This window comes from Streptomyces sp. WM6386, from assembly GCF_000972385.1.
Taxonomy (GTDB): Bacteria; Actinomycetota; Actinomycetes; order Streptomycetales; family Streptomycetaceae; genus Streptomyces.
On sequence record NZ_JXTE01000004.1, the window covers coordinates 70,447 to 94,942 of the forward strand.

Annotated in this window: 21 protein-coding genes and 1 pseudogene; 12 read left to right on the forward strand and 10 right to left on the reverse strand. The window is 70.2% G+C overall.

What is annotated here, in order from left to right; genetic code table 11:
- Positions 1 to 111 precede the first annotated feature (111 nt).
- A complete protein-coding gene (locus tag TN53_RS03660) occupies positions 112 to 999 on the forward strand; it encodes a hypothetical protein (protein WP_234441505.1) in 888 nt (295 codons plus the stop codon).
- A 1-nt stretch (position 1,000) separates the two neighbouring features.
- On the opposite strand, the gene TN53_RS03665 is transcribed toward TN53_RS03660, so the two are convergent.
- The 8 genes and pseudogenes from TN53_RS03665 to rhaI form a co-directional block, all read right to left on the reverse strand.
- Complete coding sequence (locus TN53_RS03665; RefSeq protein WP_046256848.1) at positions 1,001 to 1,408, reverse strand: DUF3224 domain-containing protein; 408 nt, start codon at positions 1,406 to 1,408, stop codon at positions 1,001 to 1,003.
- A gap of 149 nt (positions 1,409 to 1,557) precedes the next feature.
- Positions 1,558 to 2,708 (reverse strand): annotated as a pseudogene (locus tag TN53_RS44650) (ATP-binding cassette domain-containing protein).
- A 414-nt stretch (positions 2,709 to 3,122) separates the two neighbouring features.
- Positions 3,123 to 3,791, reverse strand: coding sequence for a LutC/YkgG family protein (locus TN53_RS03675; RefSeq protein ID WP_046256849.1), 669 nt, complete (start codon positions 3,789 to 3,791; stop codon positions 3,123 to 3,125).
- Positions 3,788 to 5,266, reverse strand: coding sequence for a LutB/LldF family L-lactate oxidation iron-sulfur protein (locus tag TN53_RS03680; protein ID WP_046256850.1), 1,479 nt, complete (start codon positions 5,264 to 5,266; stop codon positions 3,788 to 3,790). Before TN53_RS03680 ends, TN53_RS03675 begins: the two co-directional genes overlap by 4 nt.
- A complete protein-coding gene (locus TN53_RS03685) occupies positions 5,263 to 6,018 on the reverse strand; it encodes a (Fe-S)-binding protein (protein ID WP_046256851.1) in 756 nt (251 codons plus the stop codon). Before TN53_RS03685 ends, TN53_RS03680 begins: the two co-directional genes overlap by 4 nt.
- A 71-nt stretch (positions 6,019 to 6,089) precedes the next feature.
- Entirely contained in the window at positions 6,090 to 7,526 is a 1,437-nt protein-coding gene (locus TN53_RS03690; RefSeq protein WP_046256852.1) for a rhamnulokinase, read from the reverse strand.
- Positions 7,527 to 7,531: 5 nt separating this feature from the next.
- Positions 7,532 to 9,571, reverse strand: a complete 2,040-nt coding sequence (locus tag TN53_RS03695; RefSeq protein WP_046256853.1) for a bifunctional rhamnulose-1-phosphate aldolase/short-chain dehydrogenase — start codon at positions 9,569 to 9,571, stop codon at positions 7,532 to 7,534.
- A 112-nt stretch (positions 9,572 to 9,683) separates the two neighbouring features.
- Positions 9,684 to 10,844, reverse strand: coding sequence for an L-rhamnose isomerase (gene rhaI, locus TN53_RS03700; protein ID WP_046256854.1), 1,161 nt, complete (start codon positions 10,842 to 10,844; stop codon positions 9,684 to 9,686).
- A gap of 294 nt (positions 10,845 to 11,138) precedes the next feature.
- Here rhaI and TN53_RS03705 point away from each other — a divergent pair, with 294 nt between their 5' ends.
- The 9 genes from TN53_RS03705 (at position 11,139) to TN53_RS03745 (ending at position 20,873) form a co-directional block, all read left to right on the forward strand.
- Complete coding sequence (locus TN53_RS03705) at positions 11,139 to 12,656, forward strand: sugar ABC transporter ATP-binding protein (RefSeq protein WP_046256855.1); 1,518 nt, start codon at positions 11,139 to 11,141, stop codon at positions 12,654 to 12,656.
- Positions 12,653 to 13,693 (forward strand): ABC transporter permease, encoded by a 1,041-nt coding sequence (locus TN53_RS03710; protein WP_046256856.1) that lies wholly within the window; start codon positions 12,653 to 12,655, stop codon positions 13,691 to 13,693. Before TN53_RS03705 ends, TN53_RS03710 begins: the two co-directional genes overlap by 4 nt.
- A complete protein-coding gene (locus TN53_RS03715) occupies positions 13,686 to 14,675 on the forward strand; it encodes an ABC transporter permease (protein WP_046256857.1) in 990 nt (329 codons plus the stop codon). The genes TN53_RS03710 and TN53_RS03715 overlap by 8 nt, the downstream gene beginning before the upstream one ends.
- A 30-nt stretch (positions 14,676 to 14,705) precedes the next feature.
- The gene (gene rhaS, locus TN53_RS03720) at positions 14,706 to 15,785 is read left to right on the forward strand and encodes a rhamnose ABC transporter substrate-binding protein (protein ID WP_046256858.1); all 1,080 of its coding nucleotides are present in this window, start codon (positions 14,706 to 14,708) and stop codon (positions 15,783 to 15,785) included.
- 17 nt (positions 15,786 to 15,802) lie between these two features.
- Positions 15,803 to 16,123: an L-rhamnose mutarotase gene (locus TN53_RS03725; protein WP_046256859.1), complete on the forward strand. Its 321-nt coding sequence runs from the start codon at positions 15,803 to 15,805 to the stop codon at positions 16,121 to 16,123.
- 43 nt (positions 16,124 to 16,166) lie between these two features.
- Positions 16,167 to 17,591, forward strand: coding sequence for a BNR repeat-containing protein (locus TN53_RS03730; RefSeq protein ID WP_046256860.1), 1,425 nt, complete (start codon positions 16,167 to 16,169; stop codon positions 17,589 to 17,591).
- Positions 17,592 to 17,670: 79 nt separating this feature from the next.
- Complete coding sequence (locus TN53_RS03735) at positions 17,671 to 18,696, forward strand: LacI family DNA-binding transcriptional regulator (protein ID WP_046256861.1); 1,026 nt, start codon at positions 17,671 to 17,673, stop codon at positions 18,694 to 18,696.
- A 103-nt stretch (positions 18,697 to 18,799) separates the two neighbouring features.
- Positions 18,800 to 20,101 (forward strand): alpha/beta fold hydrolase, encoded by a 1,302-nt coding sequence (locus TN53_RS03740; RefSeq protein WP_046256862.1) that lies wholly within the window; start codon positions 18,800 to 18,802, stop codon positions 20,099 to 20,101.
- A 28-nt stretch (positions 20,102 to 20,129) separates the two neighbouring features.
- The gene (locus TN53_RS03745) at positions 20,130 to 20,873 is read left to right on the forward strand and encodes a PIG-L deacetylase family protein (protein WP_046256863.1); all 744 of its coding nucleotides are present in this window, start codon (positions 20,130 to 20,132) and stop codon (positions 20,871 to 20,873) included.
- A gap of 9 nt (positions 20,874 to 20,882) precedes the next feature.
- Here the strand turns inward: TN53_RS03745 and TN53_RS03750 are convergent, their stop codons facing one another.
- Positions 20,883 to 21,083 (reverse strand): DUF5999 family protein, encoded by a 201-nt coding sequence (locus TN53_RS03750; protein ID WP_046256864.1) that lies wholly within the window; start codon positions 21,081 to 21,083, stop codon positions 20,883 to 20,885.
- A gap of 147 nt (positions 21,084 to 21,230) precedes the next feature.
- On the opposite strand from TN53_RS03750, the gene TN53_RS03755 reads away from it, so the two are divergent.
- A complete protein-coding gene (locus tag TN53_RS03755; RefSeq protein ID WP_046256865.1) occupies positions 21,231 to 22,058 on the forward strand; it encodes a pentapeptide repeat-containing protein in 828 nt (275 codons plus the stop codon).
- A gap of 138 nt (positions 22,059 to 22,196) precedes the next feature.
- Here the strand turns inward: TN53_RS03755 and TN53_RS03760 are convergent, their stop codons facing one another.
- Positions 22,197 to 23,717: a cytochrome P450 gene (locus TN53_RS03760; protein ID WP_046256866.1), complete on the reverse strand. Its 1,521-nt coding sequence runs from the start codon at positions 23,715 to 23,717 to the stop codon at positions 22,197 to 22,199.
- Between the two features lie 108 nt (positions 23,718 to 23,825).
- Between TN53_RS03760 and TN53_RS03765 the strand changes: the two genes are divergently transcribed.
- Positions 23,826 to 24,434 carry a TetR/AcrR family transcriptional regulator gene (locus TN53_RS03765; protein ID WP_046256867.1) on the forward strand — a complete coding sequence of 203 codons (609 nt, stop codon included), beginning with the start codon at positions 23,826 to 23,828 and terminating at the stop codon, positions 24,432 to 24,434.
- Positions 24,435 to 24,496: the final 62 nt, after the last annotated feature.

Sequence of the window (24,496 nt, forward strand, 5' to 3'; positions counted from 1 at the left end):
GACGGTGACCGTACTGGTGCGGTGGGGAGGCTTCCCGGGGCCCGGCCGCGCGGGTACACCCGGTTCATGGGGGACAACAACGGGGGAGACCGCCACTCGTGGTGGCGGGGAATGCGTGAAACGGTCGACGGGGCGGACACCGAACTGCGGCCCGAGGGACTCATCGACGTGGTGCCGGCCGGCTTCGACAGTGCCTATCTTCAGTTCGGCGATCTGTACCCCGAGCAGCAGCTCCAGCTGCAACTGCTCTACGGGGCCTCGCAGCGCGCCTTCGAGCACCGGACGAGGGTGTCGGCGCGGGTGACCGTGGTGCGGGTGCTCGGCAACGCGCTGACGGACCCGCGGCTCGGCGACCAGAAGCCGAACGAACATCTGGCGGAGTACCTCGACCAGGAGATCGCCGATCTGCGGGGCCGGCTGGCGCAGGACAGCGCGACGGCTGTCAGCCGGGGCCTCAATATCGGACTCGGTCTGGGCTCCGCCCTCAGCCTGCTGCTGCTCGCGGCACCGCTGCTGTGGGGCGTGGGTCTGCTCGGGGCGATGGGCGTGACACTCAACTGCACCAACCGCTGGAGCCTGCTGGGCGCCTTCGTGTGCGGAGGCGTCGGCGCGTTCGGCGCGGTGCTCAGCGTCCTCGTACGGCTGCGGGGCAGCGCCGACCAGCTCGCGCGTCGGCAGACCAACGGGCGCGAGGGCGTGGTCGTACCCGGTCAGATGGCCCGCAGCATGCGCCACGAGGGCCTCTACCGGGTCTTCGTCGGCTGGGTCCTCGCGCTGGCCGTCTACTTCCTGTTCAGCGGTGGCATCGTGCCGGTCTTCCAGACGCCCGCCACAGCGGCCGAGATCTGCCCGGCCCCGGGCAGCCCCGGCTCCGCCGTCAAGGGCACCGACTTCTGGGGCTTCTGGTGCGCCATCGGCTTCGTGGCGGGCTTCAACGAGCGCTGGGCCTTCGGCATCCTGGGCCGCGACTCGACCCGCCGGCCGGGCAAGGGCTCGTGAGCTACGCGTCCAGCTCGTAGTCGAACCACACCCGGTGTGTGCCGTCCTCGTCGACCGCCATGCCGCCGGACCCGGTGATCCCGGTCAGTGCGCCCGTGCCGCTGCCCGGGACCACGACGAAGAACTCGTTCTGCCTGCCTGTGCCCAGGGTCGTCGCGGAGTGTGCGAAGTTGAACGCGCCCGCCTGCCCCTGCAGCGAGCCCTCGAAGGACTCCATCGCCACATACGTGCCGACCCCGGAGGCCTGGTCGTACGCGGCGGTGAACAGGGTCGCCGAGCGCCCGGCGACCTCCCCCTCGTACTCCTTCTCCATGGTGGCGACACCGACGGGCACGGCCGTCCCGATCGCCGGGGCCGGTACGGGGGCGGGCGTGAAGTCCGCGACTTTGAAGGTTCCCGAAGCTCTCATGCCGAGAGCGTAGGGCGCCCCACTGACAGAAGAGGCCCGCAGGGCCCTTCAGGGGGGCGGGGAACTGCGCGACCAGCCACAACGCACCCGCAGTCGACAAACGGCCGACACACCCCACGCACCCCGTCACGGCGCACCCGGCGGAGCGCTCACGCATCGGCCACTGACTCGAACCGCACCTGATCCCTCGGCCCCCGCGGGCGTCCGCGTCCACCGACCTCCGCAGCGCCTCATGCAGCTTCGCCGGAGTCAGCACACCCAGGAAACGTGCCCCGTCCAATACCGCGACCCACCCGGCGTCGTGTTGCGGCATCACGCCGAACGCCTGCTTCAGCGGCGCGCGCACCGGCACCCAGGCGTTCATCCGGTGCGCGCGGTCGCCCACCGTGCCGCCCGCCCCGAGGTCGTCGACGCCGACCCAGCCGTGCAGTTCGCCCTGGTCGTCCAGGACGACGGCCCAGCGCGCCCCCTCCGCACCCAACCGGGCGGCCGCCGTCCCCGCCGGCTCGTCCGGGCGGGCCGGCGGCGGCTGTTCCAGGTCGTCGGCCTCGATGTCGGTGACCGAGAGCCGCTTCAGCCCACGGTCGGCGCCCACGAACCCGGCCACGTACGGCGTCGCCGACGCCCCGAGAAGCGTCCCGGGCGTGTCGAACTGCTCGATCCGGCCCTGCCCGTACACGGCGATCCGGTCGCCGAGGCGTACCGCCTCCTCGATGTCGTGCGTGACCAGCACCATCGTCTTGCGCACCGCGGCCTGCATCCGCAGGAACTCGTCCTGCAACTGCTCACGCACCGGGTCGACCGCGCCGAACGGTTCGTCCATCAGCAGCACCGGCGGATCGGCGGCCAGCGCCCGTGCCACGCCGACGCGCTGCCGCTGTCCGCCGGACAACTGGTCGGGATGGCGCGGCCCGTACAGCTTCGGGTCCAGACCCACCAGGTCGAGCAGTTCGGCGGCGCGCGCCCGCGCCTTGGCCCGCTTCCAGCCGACCAGCGCCGGCACGGTGGCCGTGTTGTCGAGGATCGTGCGGTGCGGGAAGAGCCCGACCTGCTGGATGACGTACCCGATCCGGCGCCGCAGCCGTACCGGGTCGACGGCGGCGATGCCGTCGCCGTTCACGAGGATCCGTCTCGAGGTCGGCTCGATCAGCCGGTTGACCATCATCATGGTGGTCGTCTTGCCGCAGCCGGACGGGCCCACGAGCGTGACGAGTTCACCCTCGGACACCTCGAAACTCAGGCCGTCCACGGCCGTCGTGCCGTCCGGATACCGCTTGCTGACCTGCTCGAACCGGATCATGCACTCACGCTGACGGCGCGCGTCGCGCACCGCCTTCCCGTTAGGTCCCACCGGCTGGCGGTGAGTGGGCCATGACCGACGGAGTCGACAGCACGAACGGCAGGACAGTACGCCGCAGAACGGTTCTCACCACGGCGCCGGGTGCCGTACCGGTGGCCAGGGCGGGCGGTATCGGCGGTGCGGGAGCCGCCTCCGCGACCCGCGGCCGCCGCCGGACGGCGTGCCGCATCCTGGTCGCCTCCTCGCCCGACCGCCCGACCGCCCGACCGACCGCCCGACCGCCCGCCCGACCGACCGACCGACCGCCCGACCGCCCGACCGGGGCCAGGGGGACGTGTGGGACAGCGGACGTGTCACCTCGGCGCGGTCGGTGGCGGTCCGCCACGACGGCGACGACCTTCGCCCCTCGACCCGCTACGAGTTGAGCTCCACGCTCGACCGATCGCCCACCAGCACCACCTCCAGGGTGCGCGGACCGTGCACCCCCTCGACCCGGTCCAGCTCGATGTCACTGGTCGCCGAAGGACCGGAGATCCATGTCAACGGGCGGGTCGGGTCGAGGCGTTCGAGAGCCTGGGGCACGGAGGAGACGACCTGCTCCGGGACCCGTACGACACAGATGTGGTGGTCGGGGACGAGGGTGATGCGGCGGCGGCCTTGGTCGGGGGAACCGTCCAGCACGATCGTGCCGGTCTCCGCGATGGCCAGTGCGCAGCCGGTGACCACGCTTTCGACCTTGTCCAGCTCATGCGGCGTGCTCACCGCACGGTCGTGGACGCGAGTGGGGTCGGCGGCCGACATCCACTCCGGAGGGAGCCCCGGGGGCACGAGAACGTACTGTGGGCCACGTTCGGCGAGCAGCCTCATGATCACGTACGGCAGCTCTTCCGGCGTTGTCCGGTGCACGATCGCCCGGTAGTCCGCGAGGTTCTCGGCCAGCAGATCCACGGTCTGCGTGACACTCCGGTCGCCGTGCTCGCGCAGATAGTCCCGCGCGACCGCCTGGTCGTACGGAGTGTCGTCCTGCTGGACATCCGCCAGCGCGCGCCGCACCCGGCCCAGGATCCGTTCCCTGCTGCTCACTTCGCACCGCCCTTTCCACCGTTCGTCCGCTGCCACCAGTCCCGGAACGGCTCGGCCGGCAGCGGCGGCAGGTCCCGGGTGCCGCTCCACGCCTTGCCGGGACCCGGCAGCTTGCGCGGGTGGAGACGGCGGGTGCGGGAGGCGAGGCGCTGCCCGGTGCGCAGGGCGCCGGGGTGGGCGAAGGCCCAGCGGGCCGCCCGCATGGCCGCCCGCTCGGCGGCATGCCCCTTGGCCGGCTTGAGCACGACCTTGTTGCCCTCGCGGACCACCGGGCCGCCCTCCACGATCCGTTCCCGCAGATGCACCAGCACCTCGGGGATGTCGATGGCGACCGGGCACACCTCGTAGCAGGCCCCGCACAGCGAGGACGCGTACGGCAGCGAGGCGTCGACCTCGCTTTGCGTGCCCCTCAGTTGAGGGCTGAGGATGGCGCCGATCGGGCCCGGGTAGACCGAGCCGTAGGCGTGGCCGCCGGCCCGCTCGTAGACCGGGCAGACGTTCAGGCACGCCGAGCAGCGGATGCAGCGCAGAGCCTGGCGGCCGACCTCGTCGGCGAGGGTGTCGGTGCGGCCGTTGTCGATCAGGACCAGGTGGAAGGCGCGCGGACCGTCCTCGTCCGAAGTGCCGGTCCACATCGAGGTGTACGGGTTCATGCGCTCGGCCGTCGACGAGCGGGGGAGTGTCTGCAGGAAGACCTCCAGGTCCTGCCAGGTCGGCAGGATCTTCTCGATGCCGACGACCGAGATCAGCGTCTCGGGCAGGGTCAGACACATCCGTCCGTTGCCCTCGGACTCCACGACCACCAGCGTGCCGGTCTCGGCGATCATGAAGTTGGCCCCGGAGACACCGACCTTGGCACGCAGGAACTTCTCGCGGAGGTGGAGGCGGGCGGCTTCGGCGAGTTCGGCGGGCGTGTCGGTGAGCCCGTCGGGGGCCGGACGCCCCCACTCGCCCATCTCGCGCTCGAAGATGTCGCGGATCTCGCCCCGGTTGCGATGGATCGCCGGAACAAGAATGTGCGAGGGCCGGTCCTTGCCCAACTGCACGATGAGCTCGGCGAGATCGGTCTCGTAGGCGCGGATTCCCTCCTCCTCCAGCGCCTCGTTGAGCCCGATCTCCTGCGTGGCCATCGACTTGACCTTGACGACCTCCGACTCCCCGGTCTCCTTGACCAGTTGGGTCACGATCCGGTTGGCCTCGTCGGCGTCGGCGGCCCAGTGGACGATGCCGCCCGCCGCCGTCACCGACTCCTCCAACTGCACGAGATAGCGGTCGAGATGACGGAGCGTGTGGTCCTTGATCCGCTTGCCCGCCTCGCGCAGCTCCGCCCAGTCCGAGACCTCGGCGACGGCCTTCTCGCGCTTGCCGCGGATCGTGTGCGTGGCGTGCCGCAGATTGCCGCGCAGCGTCTGGTTGCCGACCGCCTCGTGCGCGGCCTTCGGAAAGGCCGGCATCCCTACGAACGTCCCGCTCATACCGTCGACTCCTCCTCCGTGCCCGCCAGGATCTCCGCGATGTGCACCGGCCGCATGTCCGTGCTGAGCCGGGTCATCGTGCCGCCGATGTGCATCAGACAGGAGTTGTCGGCTGCGCACAGCACGTCGGCGCCGGTCGACTCGGCGTTGCGCACCTTGTCCGCGCCCATCGCCGCCGAGACATCGGCGTTCTTCAGCGCGAAGGTGCCACCGAACCCGCAGCACTCCTCCGCACCCGGCAGCTCCACCAGCTCCAGCCCCTTCACGGCCTGGAGCAGCCGCCGGGGCCGGTCGCCCAGCCCCAGGCTGCGCAGTCCGTGGCAGGTCGGGTGGTAGGTCACCTTGTGCGGGTAGTAGGCGCCGACATCCGTGACCCCGAGGACGTCGACCAGGAACTCCGTGAGCTCGTACGTCTTCGGGATCACGGGCGCCAGTGTGGTCGCGAGGCCGTCCCCGCGCCCCTCGGCCCGGGCCCGCTCACCCATCCGCGGATACAGCTCCCGCACCATCGCCCCGCACGATCCGGACGGCGTGACGATTGCCTCGTACTCCCCGAAGACATCGGAGAAATGCCGGGCCATCGGCTCCGCCTCATGGCGGTAGCCGGTGTTGTAGTGCGCCTGGCCGCAGCAGGTCTGGGCCATCGGGAAGTCGACCTCGACGCCCAGTCTGGTCAGCAGTTTCACCACGGCGCGCCCGGTGTCCGGATAGAGCGTGTCGTTGACACAGGTCAGGAACAGGGCGACACGCATCGCGGCTCCTTGTGATCGATCATCGGATGAGTGCAGAGTAATGCGGCTGCGAGGAGTGGGGGAGACCCCGCTCACCGATCGGTGAGCCGAGCCTCCGCCTCGCGCCACGGTGCCGTGTCCCCCTGGGGTTCGTACCGTGTCAGCGGCTGGGTACGGGTGAGCAGCCTGCGGGCGTCCGCCAGATCGCCGACGAGCCCATGGGCCCGGGCCTGGACCAGGACGTTTCCGAGGGCCGCCGCCTCCGTCGGGCCCGCCACCACCGGCAGCCCGCAGGCGTCGGCGGTCAGCTGGCACAGCAGCGCGTTGCGGGTACCGCCGCCCACGACGTGCACGACGTCGACCGGGTGCCCGGCGAGCCGCTGTGCGTCGACGATCGCCCTGCGGTGGGCGAGGGCAAGCGAGTCGAGAATGCAGCGCGTGATCTCGGCGGGGGAGGCGGGCACCGGCTGCCCCGAGACACGGCATGCCTCGGCGATCCGCTCCGGCATCCGCCCCGGCGCGAGGAACGCCGCGTCCCCCGCGTCCACGACCGACCGCAGCGCCGGCACCTTGGCCGCGTCGAGAAGCAGCGCCCCCAACTCCGGCTCGCCCCAGGCCCGTACGCACTCCTGGAGCAGCCACAGCCCCATGATGTTCCGCAGATACCGAACCGTGCCGTCCAGCCCCAGCTCGTTGGTGAAGTTGGCGGCCCGGCTCTCCTCGGTCAGCACGGGCGCATCCAGTTCGAGACCCGCCAGCGACCAGGTTCCGGTGCAGATGTAGGCGAACCGCTCGCCCCCGGCCGGTATGGCGGCCACCGCGGACGCGGTGTCGTGCGAACCGACGGCCGTCACCGGCACGGGTCCGGCGAGCCCGGTCTCCTCCAGCACCTCGGGCCGCAGCACACCGGCCGGATCGCCGGGCTGCCGCAGCGGCGCGAAGAGGTTCAGGTCGATGCCGAGCCGTGCGGCGATGTCGTAGGACCACTCGCGCGTCCGGGGATCGATCAGCTGGGTCGTCGAGGCGTTGGTGAGCTCGGTGCCCTGCTCGCCGGTCAGCCAGTACGTGAGGAGGTCCGGGATGAGCAACAGCCGCTCGGCTTGCGACAGTTGAGCCGACGACCGGGCCGCCGTGAGCTGGTACAGCGTGTTGAAGGGCGCGTACTGCAACCCGGTCGCCGCGTACAACTCCTCGGCCGGCACGGTCGCCCAGACCTTCTCGGCGATGCCGTCGGTCCGGGAGTCCCGGTAGTGCACGGGGTTGCCGAGCAGCGCCCCGTCCGTGTCGAGGAGCCCGTAGTCCACGGCCCAGCTGTCGATGCCGACGGAGTCGACCCGCCCCGCCGCCCGCAGTCCGTCCAGGACACCGCCGTACAGCGAGAGAACGTCCCAGCGCAGCCCTTCGGGAGTCCGCACGGGCCGGTTGAAGAAGCGGTGCGCCTCGGCCAGCTCCAGGCTGTCCGGCCCGACGCGGCCGACCATGACACGTCCGCTGGACGCGCCGAGGTCGACCGCGGCGTACGACTTCACGCCCGTCACCGCAGGAAGGCGGCCGCGACGCCGGCGTCGACCGGGATGTGCAGACCGGTGGTGTGGGTCAGCTCCCCGCCGGTGAGGGCGAAGACGGCGTTGGCGACATGCTCGGGCAGCACCTCGCGCTTGAGGATGGTCCGCTGCGCGTAGAACTCGCCCAGCTTCTCCTCCTCCACTCCGTACACGGCGGCGCGCTGGGCGCCCCAGCCGGCGGCGAAGATCCCGGAACCGCGCACCACGCCGTCCGGGTTGATCCCGTTGACCCGGATGCCGTGCTCGCCCAGCTCGGCGGCGAGGAGTCGCACCTGGTGGGCCTGGTCGGCCTTGGTTGCGGAGTAGGCGATGTTGTTGGGGCCGGCGAAGACGGCGTTCTTGGAGGCGATGTAGACGATGTCGCCGCCCAGCTCCTGCGCGATCATCACCCGGGCGGCCTCGCGCGAGACGAGGAACGAACCCCGGGCCATGATGTCGTGCTGGAGGTCCCAGTCCTTGGCCGACGTCTCCAGGAGCGGCTTGGAGATGGAGATCCCGGCGTTGTTGACGACGAGATCCACCCCGCCGAAGGCGAGCGCGGCGGCCTTGAAGGCCTCGGCGATCTGCTCCTCGGAGGTCACGTCCACGGTCACGGCGACGGCCTTGTCGGCGCCGCCCAGCTCCTGTGCGACCGCGGCGGCGTTCTCGGCGTTGAGGTCGGCGACGACGACACAGGCGCCCTCGGCGACCAGCCGCTGCGCGATCGCCTTGCCGATTCCGCTGCCCGCACCCGTCACCAGGGCGACCCGCGTCGCGAGCGGCTTCGGCTCGGGCATCCGCTGAAGCTTGGCCTCCTCGAGAGCCCAGTACTCGATACGGAACTTCTCGGACTCCTCGATGGGCGCGTACGTGGAAACGGCCTCCGCGCCGCGCATCACGTTGATGGCGTTGACGTAGAACTCGCCGGCCACCCGCGCGGTCTGCTTGTCCTTGCCGAAGGAGAACATGCCCACGCCCGGGATCAGCACGATCGCCGGGTCCGCTCCGCGCATCGCGGGGGAGTCGGGCAGGGCGTTGCGCCGGTAGTAGGCGGCGTACTCCTCGCGGTAGGAGGCGTGCAGCTCCTTCAGCCGGGCGACGGCCTCCTCCAGCGGCGCGGCCGGCGGCAGGTCGAGAACGAGCGGCGCCACCTTGGTCCGCAGGAAGTGGTCCGGGCAGGAGGTCCCGAGCGCGGCGAGCCGGGGGTGCTCGGCAGCGGCCAGGAAGTCGAGCACCACGTCGGAGTCGGTGAAGTGCCCGACCTGCGGCTTGTCCTGGGAAGCGAGGGCACGCACATACGGCGCCAGAGCGGCGGCCCGCTCGCGCCGCGCCGAGGCCTCCAGCGCACCGTAGCCCTCGATCACCGGCCCGAAGGGCTCGGCCTTGCCACGCTCCTCCAGGAACGCCTCAGCGGTCCGGATGATGTGCAGCGAGTTCCGCTCGCACTCCTCGGAGGTGTCCCCCCAGGCGGTGATCCCGTGCCCACCGAGGATGCACCCGATGGCCTGCGGATTGGCCTCCTTGACCGCGGCGATGTCCAGTCCGAGCTGGAACCCGGGCCGCCGCCACGGCACCCACACCACGGTGTCCCCGAAACACTCGGCGGTCAGCTTCTCCCCGTCGGCGGCACAGGCGAGCGCGATCCCGGAGTCGGGATGCAGATGATCGACATGCGCGGCTTCCACGAGCCCGTGCATGGCGGTGTCGATGGACGGAGCCGCCCCACCCTTGCCGTGCAGGCAGTAGTCGAAGGCGGCGACCATCTCGTCCTCGCGCTCGACGCCGGGATACACGTCGACCAGCGCCCGCATCCGGTCCAGCCGCAACACGGCCAGCCCACCCTCGGTCAGCGTCCCGAGGTCCCCACCGGACCCCTTGACCCACATCAGCTCCACATCACCCCCGGTGACGGGATCGGTGTCGGTGCCCTTCGCGGACGCGTTGCCACCGGCGTAGTTGGTGTTGCGCGGATCAGCACCGAGCCGATGGGACCGGGCCAGCAGCGCGGCAGCTTCGGGATGGGTTGCCATGACGTTCAGTCCTTCTCAAGAAAGGGGAAGTGGAGAAACTCAGGGGCGCGGGGAACTGCGCGACCAGCCACATACGGCCCGCAGTCCGAAGACAACAGAACCCGGCAGACGCCTACGCACCCCATCCGGCCTGCTCGCCACCGACACGCTCAGCAACGATCTTCTCGGCCCACCCGGACCGGGCGTACGCGGCGATGGGATCGGCGTCCAACCCCATCTCCTCGCGCACCTCACGCAGCAGCGGACGCACGTCCGTGTTGTACGCGTCCATGATCACGGCGTTCGCCGCGAGGACGTCCCCCGCCGCCTGCGCGGCGGCCAGCGCCTCCCCATCGACGAGCAGCGCCTTGGCCGTCGCTTCCTGCACATTCATCACCGAACGGATGATCGCGGGAATCTTCGCCTCGATGTTGTGGCACTGATCGAGCATGAACGCCACGTCCGGCGTGAACCCGCCGCCACGGATCACCTCGTACATGATCCGGAACAGCTGGAACGGATCAGCCGCACCCACCATGAGGTCGTCATCCGCGTAGAACCGGGAATTGAAGTCGAACGCGCCGAGCTTCCCCTCCCTGAGCAGCGTCGCGACGATGAACTCGATGTTGGTCCCGGGAGCGTGATGCCCGGTGTCGACCACGACCTGCGCCTGGGGTCCCAACTTGAGGCAGTGGGCGTACGCCGTCCCCCAGTCCGGCACGTCGGTGGTGTAGAAGGCCGGCTCGAAGAACTTGTACTCCAGCAGCATCCGCTGCCCGTCCCCGAGCCGCTCGTACACCTCGGCGAGGCCCTCGGCCAGCCGGTCCTGCCGGGCCCGGATGTCGTCCTGCCCGGGATAGTTCGTACCGTCGGCGAACCACAGCTTCAGATCGGCGGAGCCGGTGGCGTCCATGATGTCGACGCACTCCAGCAGGTGATCCACCGCCTTGCGCCGCACCGCGGCCTCGGGGTGGCAGATGCTGCCGAGCTTGTAGTCGTCGTCCTGGAAGGTGTTGGAGTTGATCGCGCCGAGCTTCACCCCGCGGTCCTGTGCGTGCTTCGCCAGCGCCGCGTAGTCCTCGACCTTGTCCCACGGAATGTGCAGTGCGACGGTCGGCGCGACGCCCGTCAGAGCGTGCACCTGGGAGGCGTCGTCCAGCTTCTCCTGCGGGGTACGCGGAACGCCCTGTTGCGCGAACACCTTGAAGCGGGTTCCCGAGTTCCCGTACGCCCACGACGGCGTCTCGACTGCCTGTGTCTTGAGCGCGGCCTTCACCGCGGCGAGCTCGGTCACTTCGGGGCTCCTGTGACGTCGGGTCGGAGGGTTCTTGAAAGGTTCCAAGAAACGTTCCGAGAGAGCTTCTGTATGAAACGATTCAAGAGGGGAAGTTATGAGCCGCCCGCAGAGGTGTCAACCCCTGCGACCAAGCCTGTTGCTCGTGACCCGGCTGTGACCTATATGCATCGAAAGTTTTTCGACACGAACCCATTGACGTGACATGCACTGCATGCCTAACGTCCCGGCAACCAAGTTGAAACCTTTCACGACGCCGTGAGGCAGGGCCCGGGCGTCGTCGAGGAGCCCCTCATGACCCACCCGTCCGACGCGGGTCCCGCCCCGGTGCTGGCGCTCAAGGACATCTCGAAGTCCTTCGGCGCCGTACGCGCCCTGCGGGACGTGTCCCTGGAGCTGTTCCCCGGCGAAGTGCACGCACTCGCCGGCGAGAACGGCGCGGGCAAGTCGACCCTCATCAAGACCCTCGCGGGGGTGCACCGGCCGGACGCCGGCCAGGTGCTGCTCGACGGCGCGCCCGTCGTCTTCCACGGCCCCGGCGACGCCCGCGACGCCGGCATCGCCGTGATCTACCAGGAGCCCACCCTCTTCCCCGACCTCTCGATCGCCGAGAACATCTTCATGGGCCGCCAGCCCCGGCGCGCTCTCGGCCGCATCGACCACAAGGCCACCCACGCGGCGACAGCCGCCCTGATGCAGCGGCTCGGCGTCGAACTCGACCCCGACCGCCCCGCACGCGGCCTGTCCATCGCGGACCAGCAGATCGTGGAGATCGCGAAGGCGCTCTCCTTCGACGCCCGCGTCCTGATCATGGACGAGCCGACGGCGGCCCTGACCGGCAGCGAGGTCGCCCGGCTCTTCGGAGTCGTACGCACCCTGCGCGAACAGGGCGCCGCGGTGCTGTTCATCTCCCACCGGCTGGAGGAGATCTTCCAGATCTGCCGGCGGGTGACCACGCTGCGCGACGGCGCCTGGATCGCCAGCGAGCCGATCGAGGGCATGACCGAGGACGACCTGGTGCGCCGGATGGTCGGCCGCGACCTCGACGAGCTCTACCCCAAGCAGGACGTCGAGGCGGGCGAGGTGGCGCTCAGCGTGCGCCGGCTGACCCGGGAGGGCGTCTTCACCGACGTCTCCTTCGACGTACGGCGCGGTGAGATCGTCGGCCTCGCCGGACTGGTCGGCGCCGGCCGCACCGAGGTCGCCCGGGCCGTCTTCGGCATCGACCGCTGGGACGCGGGGGAGGTCGACATCGACGGCAAGGCCCTGACGAACGGAGCCCCCTCCACCGCCATGGCCTCCGGGCTCGCCCTCGTCCCCGAGGACCGGCGCGCCCAGGGCCTGGTGATGGACATGTCCATCGAGCGCAACATCGGCCTCACCGGACTGCGTACGACCGTGAAGGCCGGCCTGATGGACCGCGGCGCCGAGCGCAGCCGCTCCCTCGACTGGGCGGTCAAGCTCCAGGTGAAATACGCCCGCATCGCCGACACGGTCAACACCCTGTCCGGGGGCAACCAGCAGAAGGTCGTCCTCGCCAAGTGGCTGGCCACCGGCCCCAAGGTGCTGATCGTCGACGAGCCCACCCGTGGCATCGACGTCGGCACCAAGGCCGAGGTACACCGGCTGCTCAGCGAACTCGCCGCCGACGGAGTGGCCGTCCTGATGATCTCCTCCGACCTGCCCGAGATCCTCGGCATGGCCGACCGCGTGCTGGTGATGCACGAGGGCCGACTCACCGCCGAGATCCCGCGCTCCGAAGCCACCGAGGAAACCGTGATGGCCGCAGCCACGGGGAGGGCCGCCGCATGACGGTGACCACCACCGACAAGACCCCCGTCGCCGAGGTGCCCAAGTCCAGCGGCACCCGCCTGGTCGACCGTGTCTTCAAGATGCGCGAACTCGCCATCCTGGTCGTCTTCCTGGTGATGATCGGCATCACCCAGGCCGGCAACAGCGAGTTCCTGTCCGAGCAGGGCATCAAGGACCTCCTGCTCAACGCGACCATCCTGGTGCTGGTCGCCACCGGCCAGTCGCTCGTCGTCATCACCCGCAACGTCGACCTGTCGGTCGGCTCCACCCTCGGCATCAGCGCCTTCGCCGCCGGTACGTATCTCCAGGGCGGCGGCAACTCCGTCGTGGCGATCGCGCTCGCGGTCCTGCTCGGCATCGGCTGCGGACTGGTCAACGGACTGCTCGTCAGCCTCGGTCAGGTGCCCGCGCTCGTCGTCACCCTCGGCACGCTCTACATCATCCGCGGCATCGACTCCATCTGGGTCGGCTCACGTCAGATCACGGCGGCCAATCTCCCCGACGGATTCATCGACTTCGGCTCCGGAGGCATCTCGGCGGTACCGTACCTGGCGCTCATCGCGCTGGTGGTGCTGGTGGCCACCGCGTACTACCTCAAGCACTTCGGCAGCGGCCGTGAGCTGTACGCCCTCGGCTCCAACCCCGAGGCCGCCCGCCTCGCCGGCATCCCGGTCCGCAAGCGGATCCTCGCCGCGTACACCTTCTGCGGGGCCCTCGCCGGACTCGCCGGCGCGATGTACCTGGCCCGGTTCGGCAACGTCGACTCCGGCACCGGCAACGGCTACGAACTCACCGTCGTCAGCGCGGTCGTGGTCGGCGGCGTCGTCTTCACCGGCGGCTCCGGCAGCGTCTACGGCGCCGCCCTCGGCGCCCTGCTGCTGACCTCCATCAACAGCGTGCTGCCCGCCCTCGGCGTCAGCTCCGTGTGGGTGCTCGCCATCAACGGCATCCTGCTCATCCTCGCCATCGCGGTCGACCGGGTCGTCGCGCTGCGCGTGGCCTCGGCTCTGAAGAAGAGGAACGCCCGCCATGCCTGAGTCCCTCAGCCGCGCGATCCGGTGGGACACGATCGTCGGCGCCGTCCTGATCGTCGTGCTCCTGCTGTCCTTCGGAACGGTCGACGGTTTCGGAAACGCCTTCAACCTGTCGTTCCTGATCGGCAGCACCCTTCCGATCGCCCTGATCGCCCTGCCGATGACCCTCCTGGTCGTCTCGGGCGAGATCGATCTCTCGGTCGCCTCCACCGCCGGTCTCTCCGGCGCCGTGATGGGCGCCCTGTGGAACCAGGGCATGACGATCGAGACGATCATCCCGATCTGCCTGCTGCTCGGCGTGGTCTGCGGCCTCGTCAACGGCCTGCTCGTCACCCGGCTCGGGCTGCCCTCCCTCGCCGTCACCATCGGCACCCTCGCCGCCTACCGGGGCATCGCACAGATCGTGCTCGGCTCCGACGCGGTGACCGACTTCCCCACCCAGTACCTGGACTTCGCGTCCGGACGCATCGGGGACACCTTCATCCCGTACGCCTTCCTGCCCTTCCTGGTGCTGTTCGCGATCGCCCTGGTCGTCCTGCACGCCACCCCGTTCGGACGGTCCACGTTCGCGATCGGCGCGAGCGAGGAGGCCGCGCGGTTCGCCGGCATCCGGGTCAGGCGGCAGAAGCTGATCCTGTTCACGATGACCGGCCTGATGGCTTCCCTCACCGGCATCTTCTGGGCGTTCCACTACGCGAGCGCCCGCTATGACAACGCGACCGGGCTCGAACTGTCCGTCATCGCGGCGGTGCTGCTCGGCGGCATCGACTTCGACGGCGGCAAGGGCACGCTGGGCGGCGCCATCGCCGGGGTGTTCCTGCTCGGGGCGCTGCAGAACGTGATGAGTCTCCAGGACGTCTCCGCACAGTCGCAGATCGTCGTCACCGGCATCCTTCTCGTCCTCTCCGTGCTCGGCCCCCGGGTAGCACGCCAGATCGCGGTGGCGAGGGCGGGCCGCAGAGCCGCCTCGACTCCGACCTCGTAAATCCGCTCACCCTCGTAAAGGACCACCATCATGCGCAAGTCATCCCTCCGCCGTAGCTGTGCGGCCCTCGCCGCCGGAACCTCCCTCGCTCTGGCCCTGACCGCCTGTGGCGGTACCACCAAGAAGGACGTGGCGGACGAGGGCGCCTCGGCCGCCTCCACCGCCAAGGCGGACCCGAACGCGGCCACCAAGAAGGGCCTGACCGTCGGCTTCCTGCCCAAGCAGGTCAACAACCCCTACTTCACCTCCGCCGACAAGGGCGGCGAGGCGGCCCTGAAGGAGCTGGGCTCCAGCTACAAGGAGGTCGGTCCGTCCAACGCCACCGACACCGCCGGGCAGGTGAGCTACGTCAACACGCTCACCCAGCAGCAGGTCGACGCGATGGCCATCTCCGCGCAGGACCCGGGTGCCCTGTGCACCGCGACCAAGCAGGCCATGAAGAACGACATCAAGGTCGTCACCTACGACTCCGACACCAAGGCCGACTGCCGCAACGCCTTCGTCTCGCAGGCCTCCGCCGAGGACCTCGGCCGCACCGAGGTGCAGCTGCTCGCCGAACAGATCGACTACAAGGGCGAGATCGCGATCCTGTCCGCCGCGCAGACGGCGACGAACCAGAACACCTGGATCGACTTCATGAAGGACGAGCTGAAGGACCCCAAGTACAAGGACATCAAGCTCGTCAAGACCGCGTACGGCAACGACGACGCCCAGCAGTCCTTCCAGCAGACCCAGGGCCTGCTCCAGGAGTACCCGAACCTGAAGGGGATCATCTCCCCGACCACCGTCGGCATCAAGGCGGCGGCCCAGTACCTGTCGGGCTCCAAGTACAAGGGCAAGGTCAAGCTGACCGGCCTCGGCACCCCCAACGACATGCGCAAGTACGTCAAGAACGGCACCGTCGAGGCGTTCGAGCTGTGGGACCCCTCGAAGCTCGGCGCGCTGGCCGCGCAGACGGCGGTGGCGCTGGTCTCGGGTCAGATCACCGGTAAGGAAGGCGAGACCTTCAAGGCCGGCGGCACCACCTACACCATCGGCAAGGACGGCGTGATCAACCTCGGCAAGCCGACCGTGTTCAACGCCAAGAACATCGACCAGTTCAACTTCTGAGTCTGGAGCGGTACTTCATGCAGCGCGTCTGTTTTCTGCTCAAGGTCCGTCAGGACAAGCTCGCCGAGTACCGCGAACGACATGCCGCCGTGTGGCCCGAGATGCTCGAAGCACTCTCGGCCACCGGCTGGCACAACTACTCGCTCTTCCTCAGAGAAGACGGCCTGCTGGTCGGCTACCTGGAGACCGAGGACTTCCAGGCCGCTCTCGACGGCATGGAGGCCGCCGAGGTCAACGCCCGCTGGCAGGCCGAGATGGCCCCGTTCTTCGAATCCCTCGACGGAACCCGCCCCGACGAGGCGATGAAACCGCTCACCGAAGTGTTCCACCTCGCCTGATCCCACCCGCGCTTCCCGCTCGCCGACAATGGAGTCCCCCGAGATGAAGAGACGTACGCTGCTGGGCGCCGCCCTCGCCGGTGCCGTGATGACCCCCGCCCTCGGCGCCGGCACCGCCCGCGCCGCCGACCCCGGCCCCTCGGTCACCCGGACCGGCACCACCACGCTCGACAGTCAGGCCGTCTTCTTCGTCTCCTACGACGGCCTGGTCAACAACAACTCGTTCCAGAAGAACGGCCTGTTGACCTACAAGGGCTACCAGTACGCCGTCTGGTACACCGCCGACAAGAACGCCGTCGTCGGACGCCGCGTCCTCGGCGGCAGCACCTGGTCGACGGTCCAGGTCGGTCACACCCTCAAGGCCAGCGACTCCCACAACGTCATCTCCATGGGCGTCTCCAAGGTCGACGGCCGCCTCCACCTCAACATGGACTCGCACAGCGACGGCTTCACCTACGTCAAGTCGGTGGCCGGGCTCATGGACAACCCGTCCGGACTGAGCTGGACCGCGAGCCGGTTCGGCGCGCCGCAGTCCACCCTCGACGGCCTCGCCCTCACCTCGCAGTTCACCTACCCGCAGTTCGTCTCCACCCCCGACGGCAAGCTCCAGCTCAGCTACCGCGTCGCCATATCCGGCAACGGCCGCAACGCCCTCGCGGAGTACGACGGTTCGACCTGGACGAACCTCGGCGAGTGGTCCAGCTCCACCGGCACCTACACCAGCGAGCACGGCTCCTCGACGGCCCGCAACATGTACCTGCACGGCATCGACTACGACGTCAACGGCCGACTGCACTCCTTCTTCACCTGGCGCGAGCAGAACGGCGCCGTGATGTGCTCCAGCGGCGGCATCACCAACCACGACACCGGTTACGTCTACTCCGACGACCGCGGCCGCACCTGGCGCAACAACGCCGGCACCGTCGTCGGCACCACCGGCGGCTCCGACAAGGTCGCCGTCACCGACTCCGGTCTCGTCATCGACGCGCTCAACCCGGACCACTCCCTGATGAACCAGGAGAGCCAGGCCACCGACTCCGCCGGCCGGCCGCACGCGATCATCAGTTACGTGCCCGGGCGCTTCGGCCAGTGCACCACCGACTACGTGTCCGACCGGACCGCCAACGGCCGGGCGTTCCACGTCCGCAAGAACGCGTCGGGCACCTGGCAGAAGACCGAGATACCGGTGGTGCTGGGCTCCAGCCAGCGCACCAGACTCGTCCTGGACAAGTACGACAACGCCTACGCGGTCTTCCCGTTCGGCCGGATCGCCGGAGCCTCCGCGGCCTCCGGATACACCGACTGGAAGATCCTCTTCGACGGCAGCGGTCTCAACGCCTTCGGCGAGGTCGTGATCGACGAGATGCGGATCAAGGCCGACAACGTCCTGTCCGTCATGTACCAGGAGAAGTCCAGCGGAACCACGCCCTCGGCACTGCACGTCGTCGACTTCGCGCTTCCCGCCTGACCGAAGTCGTCCTGGAGCGGCGTGCCGGTAATGTGAAGGCCTGCCCGCCGCTCCTTGTTCACCTGGAGGTCCCTGCCCGATGGCCCAGTCGGTGGGTATCAAGGACGTCGCCCGTGCCGCCGGAGTCTCGGTGGGCACGGTGTCGAACGTGATCAACCGTCCGGACTCCGTCGCCACCGAGACCCGGGCCCGCGTCCTGTCCGCGATCGACCGGCTCGGTTACGTCCGCAGCGAGTCCGCGCGCCAACTGCGCGCGGGCCGTAGCCGGATCATGGGGCTGCTCGTCCTCGACATGGGCAACCCGTTCTTCGTGGACGTCGCACGCGGCGCCGAGCGGGCCGCCCGGGACGCCGGACTCGGCGTGATGGTCTGCAACAGCGCGCAGAGCCCCGGCGAGGAGGCCGAGTACCTCTCGCTCTTCGCCGAACAGCGGGTCCGGGGCGTCCTGCTCACCCCCGCCGACGCGACCGGCCGCAACATCGACGGCTTCCGGCGCCACGGCATTCCCTTCGTCCTGGTCGACCGCGTCGCCGAGGGGACCACGGAGTGCTCCGTCTCCGTCGACGACGTCGCGGGCGGCGCCCTCGCCGTACGCCATCTCATCGACGCCGGGCACCGCTCCATCGCGTACGTCAGCGGCCCGCCCGGCTTCAACCAGGTCCGTGACCGTCGCACCGGCGCCCTCAACGCGCTCGCCGAGGCCGGCCTCGCCCCCGAGGTACTGCGCGAACTGCCCACCGAACGCCTCGACGTCGCCGCGGGGCGGGATGCCGGGGCCCGTCTTCTGGGCCTCGCCGCCCGCCCCACCGCCGTCTTCTGCGCCAACGACCTCCTGGCCCTCGGTGTGCTCCAGGCGATGTACGCGGCCGGCATAAACGTCCCCGACGACCTCGCCATCGTCGGCTACGACGACATCGAGTTCGCCGCCGCCGCGGCCGTCCCCCTCACCTCGGTGCGCCAGCCCGCCGTCACCATGGGCGCCCTGGCCGCGGAGCTGCTGCTGGAGGAGACGGAGGCGGAGACCGTGACGCGCCGGCACGAACACCGGCGGGTGGTGCTCCAGCCGGAACTGGTCGTACGGCGCTCGAGTCTCTCCGCCCGCTGATCCACCGGTCAGTACGATTTCATGATCCCGGGGATCGGATATCGGACGGACATGTGCTGAACTGGGACGCGCCTGAAGTAGTCCGTCCGTCCCGGGAGCCCTGTTGACCGCGACCTACCGCCAGCCCGGCGTCGTCCTCACCGACCGCCGCTTCACCGTGCCGCTCGACCACGACGACCCCACGGGGGAGACGATCGAGCTCTACGCCCGTGAGGTGGCCACCGCAGACAAGGCGCAGCAGAACCTGCCGTGGCTGATCTACCTCCAGGGCGGACCCGGCTTCGGCGCGAACCGCTTCGTCGGCAGGCCCGCCTGGCTGGGCCGTGCCCTCAAGGAGTTCCGTGTCCTGCTCCTGGACCAGCGCGGCACCGGCCACTCCACGCCCGCCAACCGCCAGACGCTCCCGCTGCGCGGCGGCCCCGCCCAGCAGGCCGACTACCTCACGCACTTCCGCGCCGACTCGATCGTCCGTGACTGCGAGGCGATCCGCCCCCGGCTCACCGGCGGCGCCCCCTGGACCGTCCTCGGCCAGAGCTTCGGCGGCTTCTGCGCGGTGAACTACCTCTCCAGCGCCCCCGAGGGCCTCAGCGCCGCCGTGATCACCGGCGGTCTGCCCTCCCTCGACGCCCACGCCGACGACGTCTACCGCGCCGCCTACCCGCGCATCGAGCGCAAGGTCGCCACGCACTACGCCCGCTACCCGCAGGACGTCGAGCGCGCCCGCCGTATCGCCGACCACCTCCTCCACCACGAGGTGACCCTGCCGAACGGCTGCCGCCTCACCGCCGAGGCCTTCCAGTCCCTCGGCATCCTCCTCGGCGGCGGCGAGGGCAGCCACCGTCTGCACTTCCTCCTGGAAGAAGCCTTCGTCCGCACCCCGAACGGACCGGCGCTCTCCGACGCCTTCCAGGAAGAGGTCCAGGGCCTCCTCTCGTACGCGGGCCACCCGCTCTACGCCCTCGTCCACGAGGCGATCTACGGCCAGGACGCCCGGCCCACGGACTGGTCGGCCGAGCGTGTCCGCACCGAGTTCCCGCAGTTCGACGCCGCCAAGACGCTCGCGGGCGACGGACCGCTGCTGTTCACCGGCGAGTCCGTCCACCCCTGGATGTTCGAGACCGACCCGGCGCTGCGCCCGCTGCGCGAGACCGCCGAACTCCTCGCCGCACGCACCGACTGGACGCCGCTGTACGACAGCGCCCGGCTCGCCGCCAACGAGGTCCCGGTCGCCGCGGCCGTCTACCACGACGACATGTACGTCGACACCGCCCACTCCCTGGACACCGCCCGCTCGATCCGCGGCCTGCGCACCTGGGTCACCGACGAGTTCGAGCACGACGGCGTCCGGGCCGGCGGCCCCCGCGTCCTGGACCGGCTGCTGGCGCTCGCACGCGACGAGGCGTGATGTCGGTGGCGCGGATTAGTCTCGGAGCATGACAGAGCCGACGCCCACTCAGCTTCTGCCCATGCCCGAGGACTGGCGGCGCGCCCTCGCGGTCGTGGCCCACCCGGACGACCTGGAGTACGGCTGCTCGGCCGCGATCGCCACCTGGACCGACGGTGGCCGAGAGGTCGCCTACGTCCTGGCGACCCGCGGCGAGGCAGGCATCGACACGCTGGAGCCCGACAAGTGCGGTCCGCTGCGTGAGCAGGAGCAGCGGGCAAGCGCGGCGGTCGTCGGGGTGTCGACGGTGGAGTTCCTCGACCACAGGGACGGCGTGCTCGAGTACGGCCTCGCCCTGCGCCGCGACATCGCCGCCGCGATCCGCCGCCACCGTCCGGAGCTGGTGATCACCCTCAACCACCGCGACACCTGGGGCGGCGTCGCCTGGAACACTCCCGACCATGTCGCGGTGGGCCGCGCGACCCTGGACGCGGCCGCCGACGCCGGCAACCGCTGGATCTTCCCGGAGCTGCTGGAACAGGGCCTGGAGCCGTGGAACGGCGTCCGCTGGGTGGCCGTCGCGGGCTCGTCGACCCCCACCCACGCGGCGGACGCCTCGGGCGGGCTGGAGCGCGCGGTGCGCTCACTGCTCGAACACCGCACGTACATCGAGGCGTTGACCGACGAGGACCCGGAGACGTACGCCCGCGGCTTCCTGACCGGGAACGCCACGGCGACAGGGGAGCGGTTCGGCGGGAAGCCTGCCGTGGCCTTCGAACTGTTCAGTCGGTAAGAGGCGAACTCACGCGGCCACGACCAGTGTCCCGACCGCCCGCCGCGGGCTCACCACCCGTCCGTCCGGCAGGAGTTCACCGGTGTCGTCGAAGACGATCGTGCCGTTGCACAGCAGGTGCCAGCCCTGTTCGGGGTGGGACGACACGATGATCGCGGCGTGGTGGTCCGTGCTGTCGGCGGTGGGGCACGCGGGCTGGTGGCTGCACATGACGTCTCTCCACGGTCTTCGGCGGGGTGGTTCTCCTGGTTCCGTCGGCCTGCGTCTCAGTGGTAGCCGACTTTGTTTTCTCTTGTATGTAGAGACCCCCACAGTGCGAGAAATTCATCGGTGAGGTTCGTTCCGTATGCTGGAAACATGCAAGATCACATAGCCGGCCCTGCCGACCTGCGCGGCGACTGCGCGAGCTGTTTCGGGCTGTGCTGCGTCGCCCTGCCCTTCACGGCGTCGAAGGACTTCGCCGTGGACAAGCCGGCCGGCAAGCCCTGCTCGAACCTCCAGGACGACCACCGCTGCGGCATCCACACCCGGCTGCGGCAGAAGGGCTTCACCGGCTGCACGGTCTACGACTGCTTCGGCGCCGGACAGAAGGTCTCGCAGGTCACCTTCGGCGGCCGGGACTGGCGCACGGACCCGCGCGAGGACGCCCGCCGCATGTTCGACGTGTTCCCGGTCGTCCGCCAGCTGCACGAGCTGCTCTGGTACCTCACCGAGGCCCTCACCCTGCCTGCCGCCCGCCCGGTCCACGCCGACCTGCGCCGCATGCTGGAGCGGACGGAGCAGCTCACCCGTCAAACCCCCGAGGAACTGGGTGTGTTGGACGTGCCTGCGCACCGCCGGGACGTCAATGTGCTCCTGCTGAGGACCAGCGAGCTGGTCCGCGCGGGCACCCGCGGCAAGAAGAAGGACCACCGGGGCGCCGACCTGATGGGCGCCCGCCTCAAGGGCGCCGACCTGCGCGGTGCCAGCCTCCGCGGCGCCTACCTCATCGCCGCCGACCTCACCGGCGCCGATCTGCGCGGCGCGGACCTGATCGGTGCCGACCTGCGCGACACCGACCTCACGGACGCCGACCTGACCGACGCGTTCTTCCTGACCCAGCCGCAGCTGAACGCGGCGAAGGGGAACGCGGGCACGGGCCTGCCAGGGACACTCACCCGCCCTGGGCACTGGGCGAAGGCCTGAGGGGAGCCCAGGCGACGGGTCGTCGGTGACCGTCACACGCCCCGGGCGCCGGGCGCGGGTCTGGCCGACCCGCCCGGCGGGCTGTCGTCGCCCAGCGCCCCGACCCCCCGGCTCGCGCGGAGCCGGTAGGCCCTCGCGTCAGTCGCCCGCCCCGTGAACCGGGCACCGCAGCTCCGGAGCGGTCGTCTTCCCCGCGTCGGCCGCCCGTGCCACCGGCGCCGGCGCGCTCCGCCGTTCGAGGTTCAGCCGCAGCCCCTCCGGCATCAACGTCAGCCGCTCCGTCACGCGCAGCCGGTAGTCCGGGTCGGCCCCCAGCTCGTACCGGCGCAGCAGCAGACCCAGCACCAGCGTGGCCTCGTGCAGCGCGAACTGCCGGCCGATGCACGCCCGGGCCCCCGTGCCCCACGGCTTGAAGGCGTGCGGCGCCCGGGTCCGTACGGCCTTCGGGTCGAACCGGTCCGGGTCGAACCGCTCGGCGTCCGCACCCCACACCTGCGGATCGCGGTGCAGCATCGGCGTGAGAACCAGCGTCCACGCACCCCGCCGCATCGGATGCTCCCCGGCCAGCACCGTGTCCTCGATCGCCTCCCGGGCGAAGGCGGGCGCCGTCGGCCACAGCCGCAGCGACTCGTCCAGCACCCGGCGGACATAGCGCAGCTTGGCCACCTGGTCGTAGCCGGGCACGGCCGTGTCGCCCCACACCCGGTCCACCTCGGCACGCGCGCGTGCCGCGACGTCGGGGTGCCGGGAGAGGTAGTGCAGGGCGAAGGAGAGGGCACCCGAGGTGGTCTCGTGGCCGGCCACCAGGAAGGTGATCACCTGGCGCCGGACGTTCTGCGCGGACAGCCGCTCCCCGGTCTCCGGGTGGGCCGTCTCCAGCATCCGGTCCAGCAGGTCCCCGTCCCCGCCGCCGCTCGCCGTACGACGCTCCTGGACCAGTTCGTCGACCGTCCGGTTCAGGTGGGCGATGTCGGCCTCGTTGCGCCGCGCCGCCTCCCGCAACAACCCCGGCCAGGGCACCGAGTTGAGTCGCTGCGCGTACGTCAGCGTGCCCACCATCGCCGTGATGAACGGATGCGGCCGGTCCCGCTCGAAGGAACCGAAGTCGTGCCCGAACCCGGTCCGGGCGATCGTCTCCAGCGTCAGCTTGGTCATGTCCCCGGGAACGTCCACCGAGCGGTCCGCCGCGGTCTCCCGGTCCCAGTGGTCGGTCAGCCGCTCGGCCACGGCCAGCATCATCGGGTGGTAGGCCGCCATCGCCTCACGGCTGAAGCCCGGTGCCAGCACATCGTGTGCCAGCTGCCAGTTCGGCTCGTGGTTGTACGCCGTGAACAGCCCGTCCCCGGCCACCGGCCGCAGATTGGCGACGCCGAGCCCCACATGCTTGGCGAAGCGGGTCTCGTCGGCGAGGTCGGCCGCGAGTTCGGCGCCCCACACGAACACGAACTCCCGGTTGAAGGCCTTGCGCCGGTAGATCGGCCCCAGCATGCGGGCGTACCTGAGGGAGTCCTGCAGCGGTGTGCGCCGGTTGGCGCCGAGTACATCGCCGAGGAGGGGGAGCCGGCGCGGCGGGTGCGGGATGCGGCGCAGCTCGGGCCAGCCGTGCTCCGCGCTGCGGAACCCCTTGGGCAGAGCGGTCCCGGTCGTCGTCTTCGCCATGACGCCATCTCCCTTGCTTCACCGGCGGATCGAGCGTGTTGTACGTGGGTTCAATAGCGTGATTCAGTCTGATCCCGTTGTTGAACCGACGTCAAGTAAAGTGCTGCCATGGCCGCCGAGCAGGGCGCACGCACACGCCGTCGACTCAGTACCGAGGAGCGCCGTGAGCAGCTCCTCGCCGTCGGCGCGCGACTGTTCTCGGAGAGTCCGTACGACGACGTGTGGATCGAGCGCGTCGCCGAGATCGCCGAGGTCTCGCGCGGGCTGCTGTACCACTACTTCCCGACCAAGCGGGACTTCTTCGCGGCGGTCGTCGAGCGCGAGAGCACGCGGATGCTGCGGATGACCGCGGCCGTGCCCGGGATGCCGGTGCGCGAGCAGCTGTCGGCCGGACTGGACACGTTCCTGGAGTACGTCGAGGCCCACGCGCACGGTTACCGTGCCTTCCATCGGGCCGACGCGGCGGGGGACCAGTCCGTGCGCAAGGTCTACCAGCGGGCGCTCGCCGCGCAGGAGCGGCAGATCCTGGCCGCGCTGGCCGCGGACCCGGAGTTCGGTGCGGTCCTGGAGGTGCGGCCCGACACCAGGCTCGCCGTGCGCGGCTGGCTGGCCTTCACCACCGCCGTCTGTCTGGAGTGGCTGAGGGGTTCGGACCTCTCGCGCGAGCAGGTGCGCGACCTGTGTGCCCGTGCCCTTCTGGGTGTCGTCGCCCCCTGAGCGTGCCCGCGTGTGCCGAAAAGGACCAGCAAAGGATCAGGTCGCCGGTTGGCGTACACCCC

What these genes read in the sequence shown, in the direction of transcription:
- TN53_RS03725 (WP_046256859.1), top strand. Translation starts at nt 15,803, where the DNA reads ATGCAGCGCGTCTGTTTTCTGCTCAAGGTCCGTCAGGACAAGCTCGCC.
- TN53_RS03665 (WP_046256848.1), bottom strand. Translation starts at nt 1,408, where the DNA reads ATGAGAGCTTCGGGAACCTTCAAAGTCGCGGACTTCACGCCCGCCCCC.
- TN53_RS03735 (WP_046256861.1), top strand. Translation starts at nt 17,671, where the DNA reads ATGGCCCAGTCGGTGGGTATCAAGGACGTCGCCCGTGCCGCCGGAGTC.
- TN53_RS03680 (WP_046256850.1), bottom strand. Translation starts at nt 5,266, where the DNA reads ATGAGCGGGACGTTCGTAGGGATGCCGGCCTTTCCGAAGGCCGCGCAC.
- TN53_RS03715 (WP_046256857.1), top strand. Translation starts at nt 13,686, where the DNA reads ATGCCTGAGTCCCTCAGCCGCGCGATCCGGTGGGACACGATCGTCGGC.
- TN53_RS03695 (WP_046256853.1), bottom strand. Translation starts at nt 9,571, where the DNA reads ATGGCAACCCATCCCGAAGCTGCCGCGCTGCTGGCCCGGTCCCATCGG.
- TN53_RS03710 (WP_046256856.1), top strand. Translation starts at nt 12,653, where the DNA reads ATGACGGTGACCACCACCGACAAGACCCCCGTCGCCGAGGTGCCCAAG.
- TN53_RS03730 (WP_046256860.1), top strand. Translation starts at nt 16,167, where the DNA reads ATGAAGAGACGTACGCTGCTGGGCGCCGCCCTCGCCGGTGCCGTGATG.
- TN53_RS03760 (WP_046256866.1), bottom strand. Translation starts at nt 23,717, where the DNA reads ATGGCGAAGACGACGACCGGGACCGCTCTGCCCAAGGGGTTCCGCAGC.
- rhaS (WP_046256858.1), top strand. Translation starts at nt 14,706, where the DNA reads ATGCGCAAGTCATCCCTCCGCCGTAGCTGTGCGGCCCTCGCCGCCGGA.
- TN53_RS03765 (WP_046256867.1), top strand. Translation starts at nt 23,826, where the DNA reads ATGGCCGCCGAGCAGGGCGCACGCACACGCCGTCGACTCAGTACCGAG.
- TN53_RS03755 (WP_046256865.1), top strand. Translation starts at nt 21,231, where the DNA reads ATGCAAGATCACATAGCCGGCCCTGCCGACCTGCGCGGCGACTGCGCG.
- TN53_RS03705 (WP_046256855.1), top strand. Translation starts at nt 11,139, where the DNA reads ATGACCCACCCGTCCGACGCGGGTCCCGCCCCGGTGCTGGCGCTCAAG.
- TN53_RS03745 (WP_046256863.1), top strand. Translation starts at nt 20,130, where the DNA reads ATGACAGAGCCGACGCCCACTCAGCTTCTGCCCATGCCCGAGGACTGG.
- TN53_RS03685 (WP_046256851.1), bottom strand. Translation starts at nt 6,018, where the DNA reads ATGCGTGTCGCCCTGTTCCTGACCTGTGTCAACGACACGCTCTATCCG.
- TN53_RS03660 (WP_234441505.1), top strand. Translation starts at nt 112, where the DNA reads ATGCGTGAAACGGTCGACGGGGCGGACACCGAACTGCGGCCCGAGGGA.
- TN53_RS03750 (WP_046256864.1), bottom strand. Translation starts at nt 21,083, where the DNA reads ATGTGCAGCCACCAGCCCGCGTGCCCCACCGCCGACAGCACGGACCAC.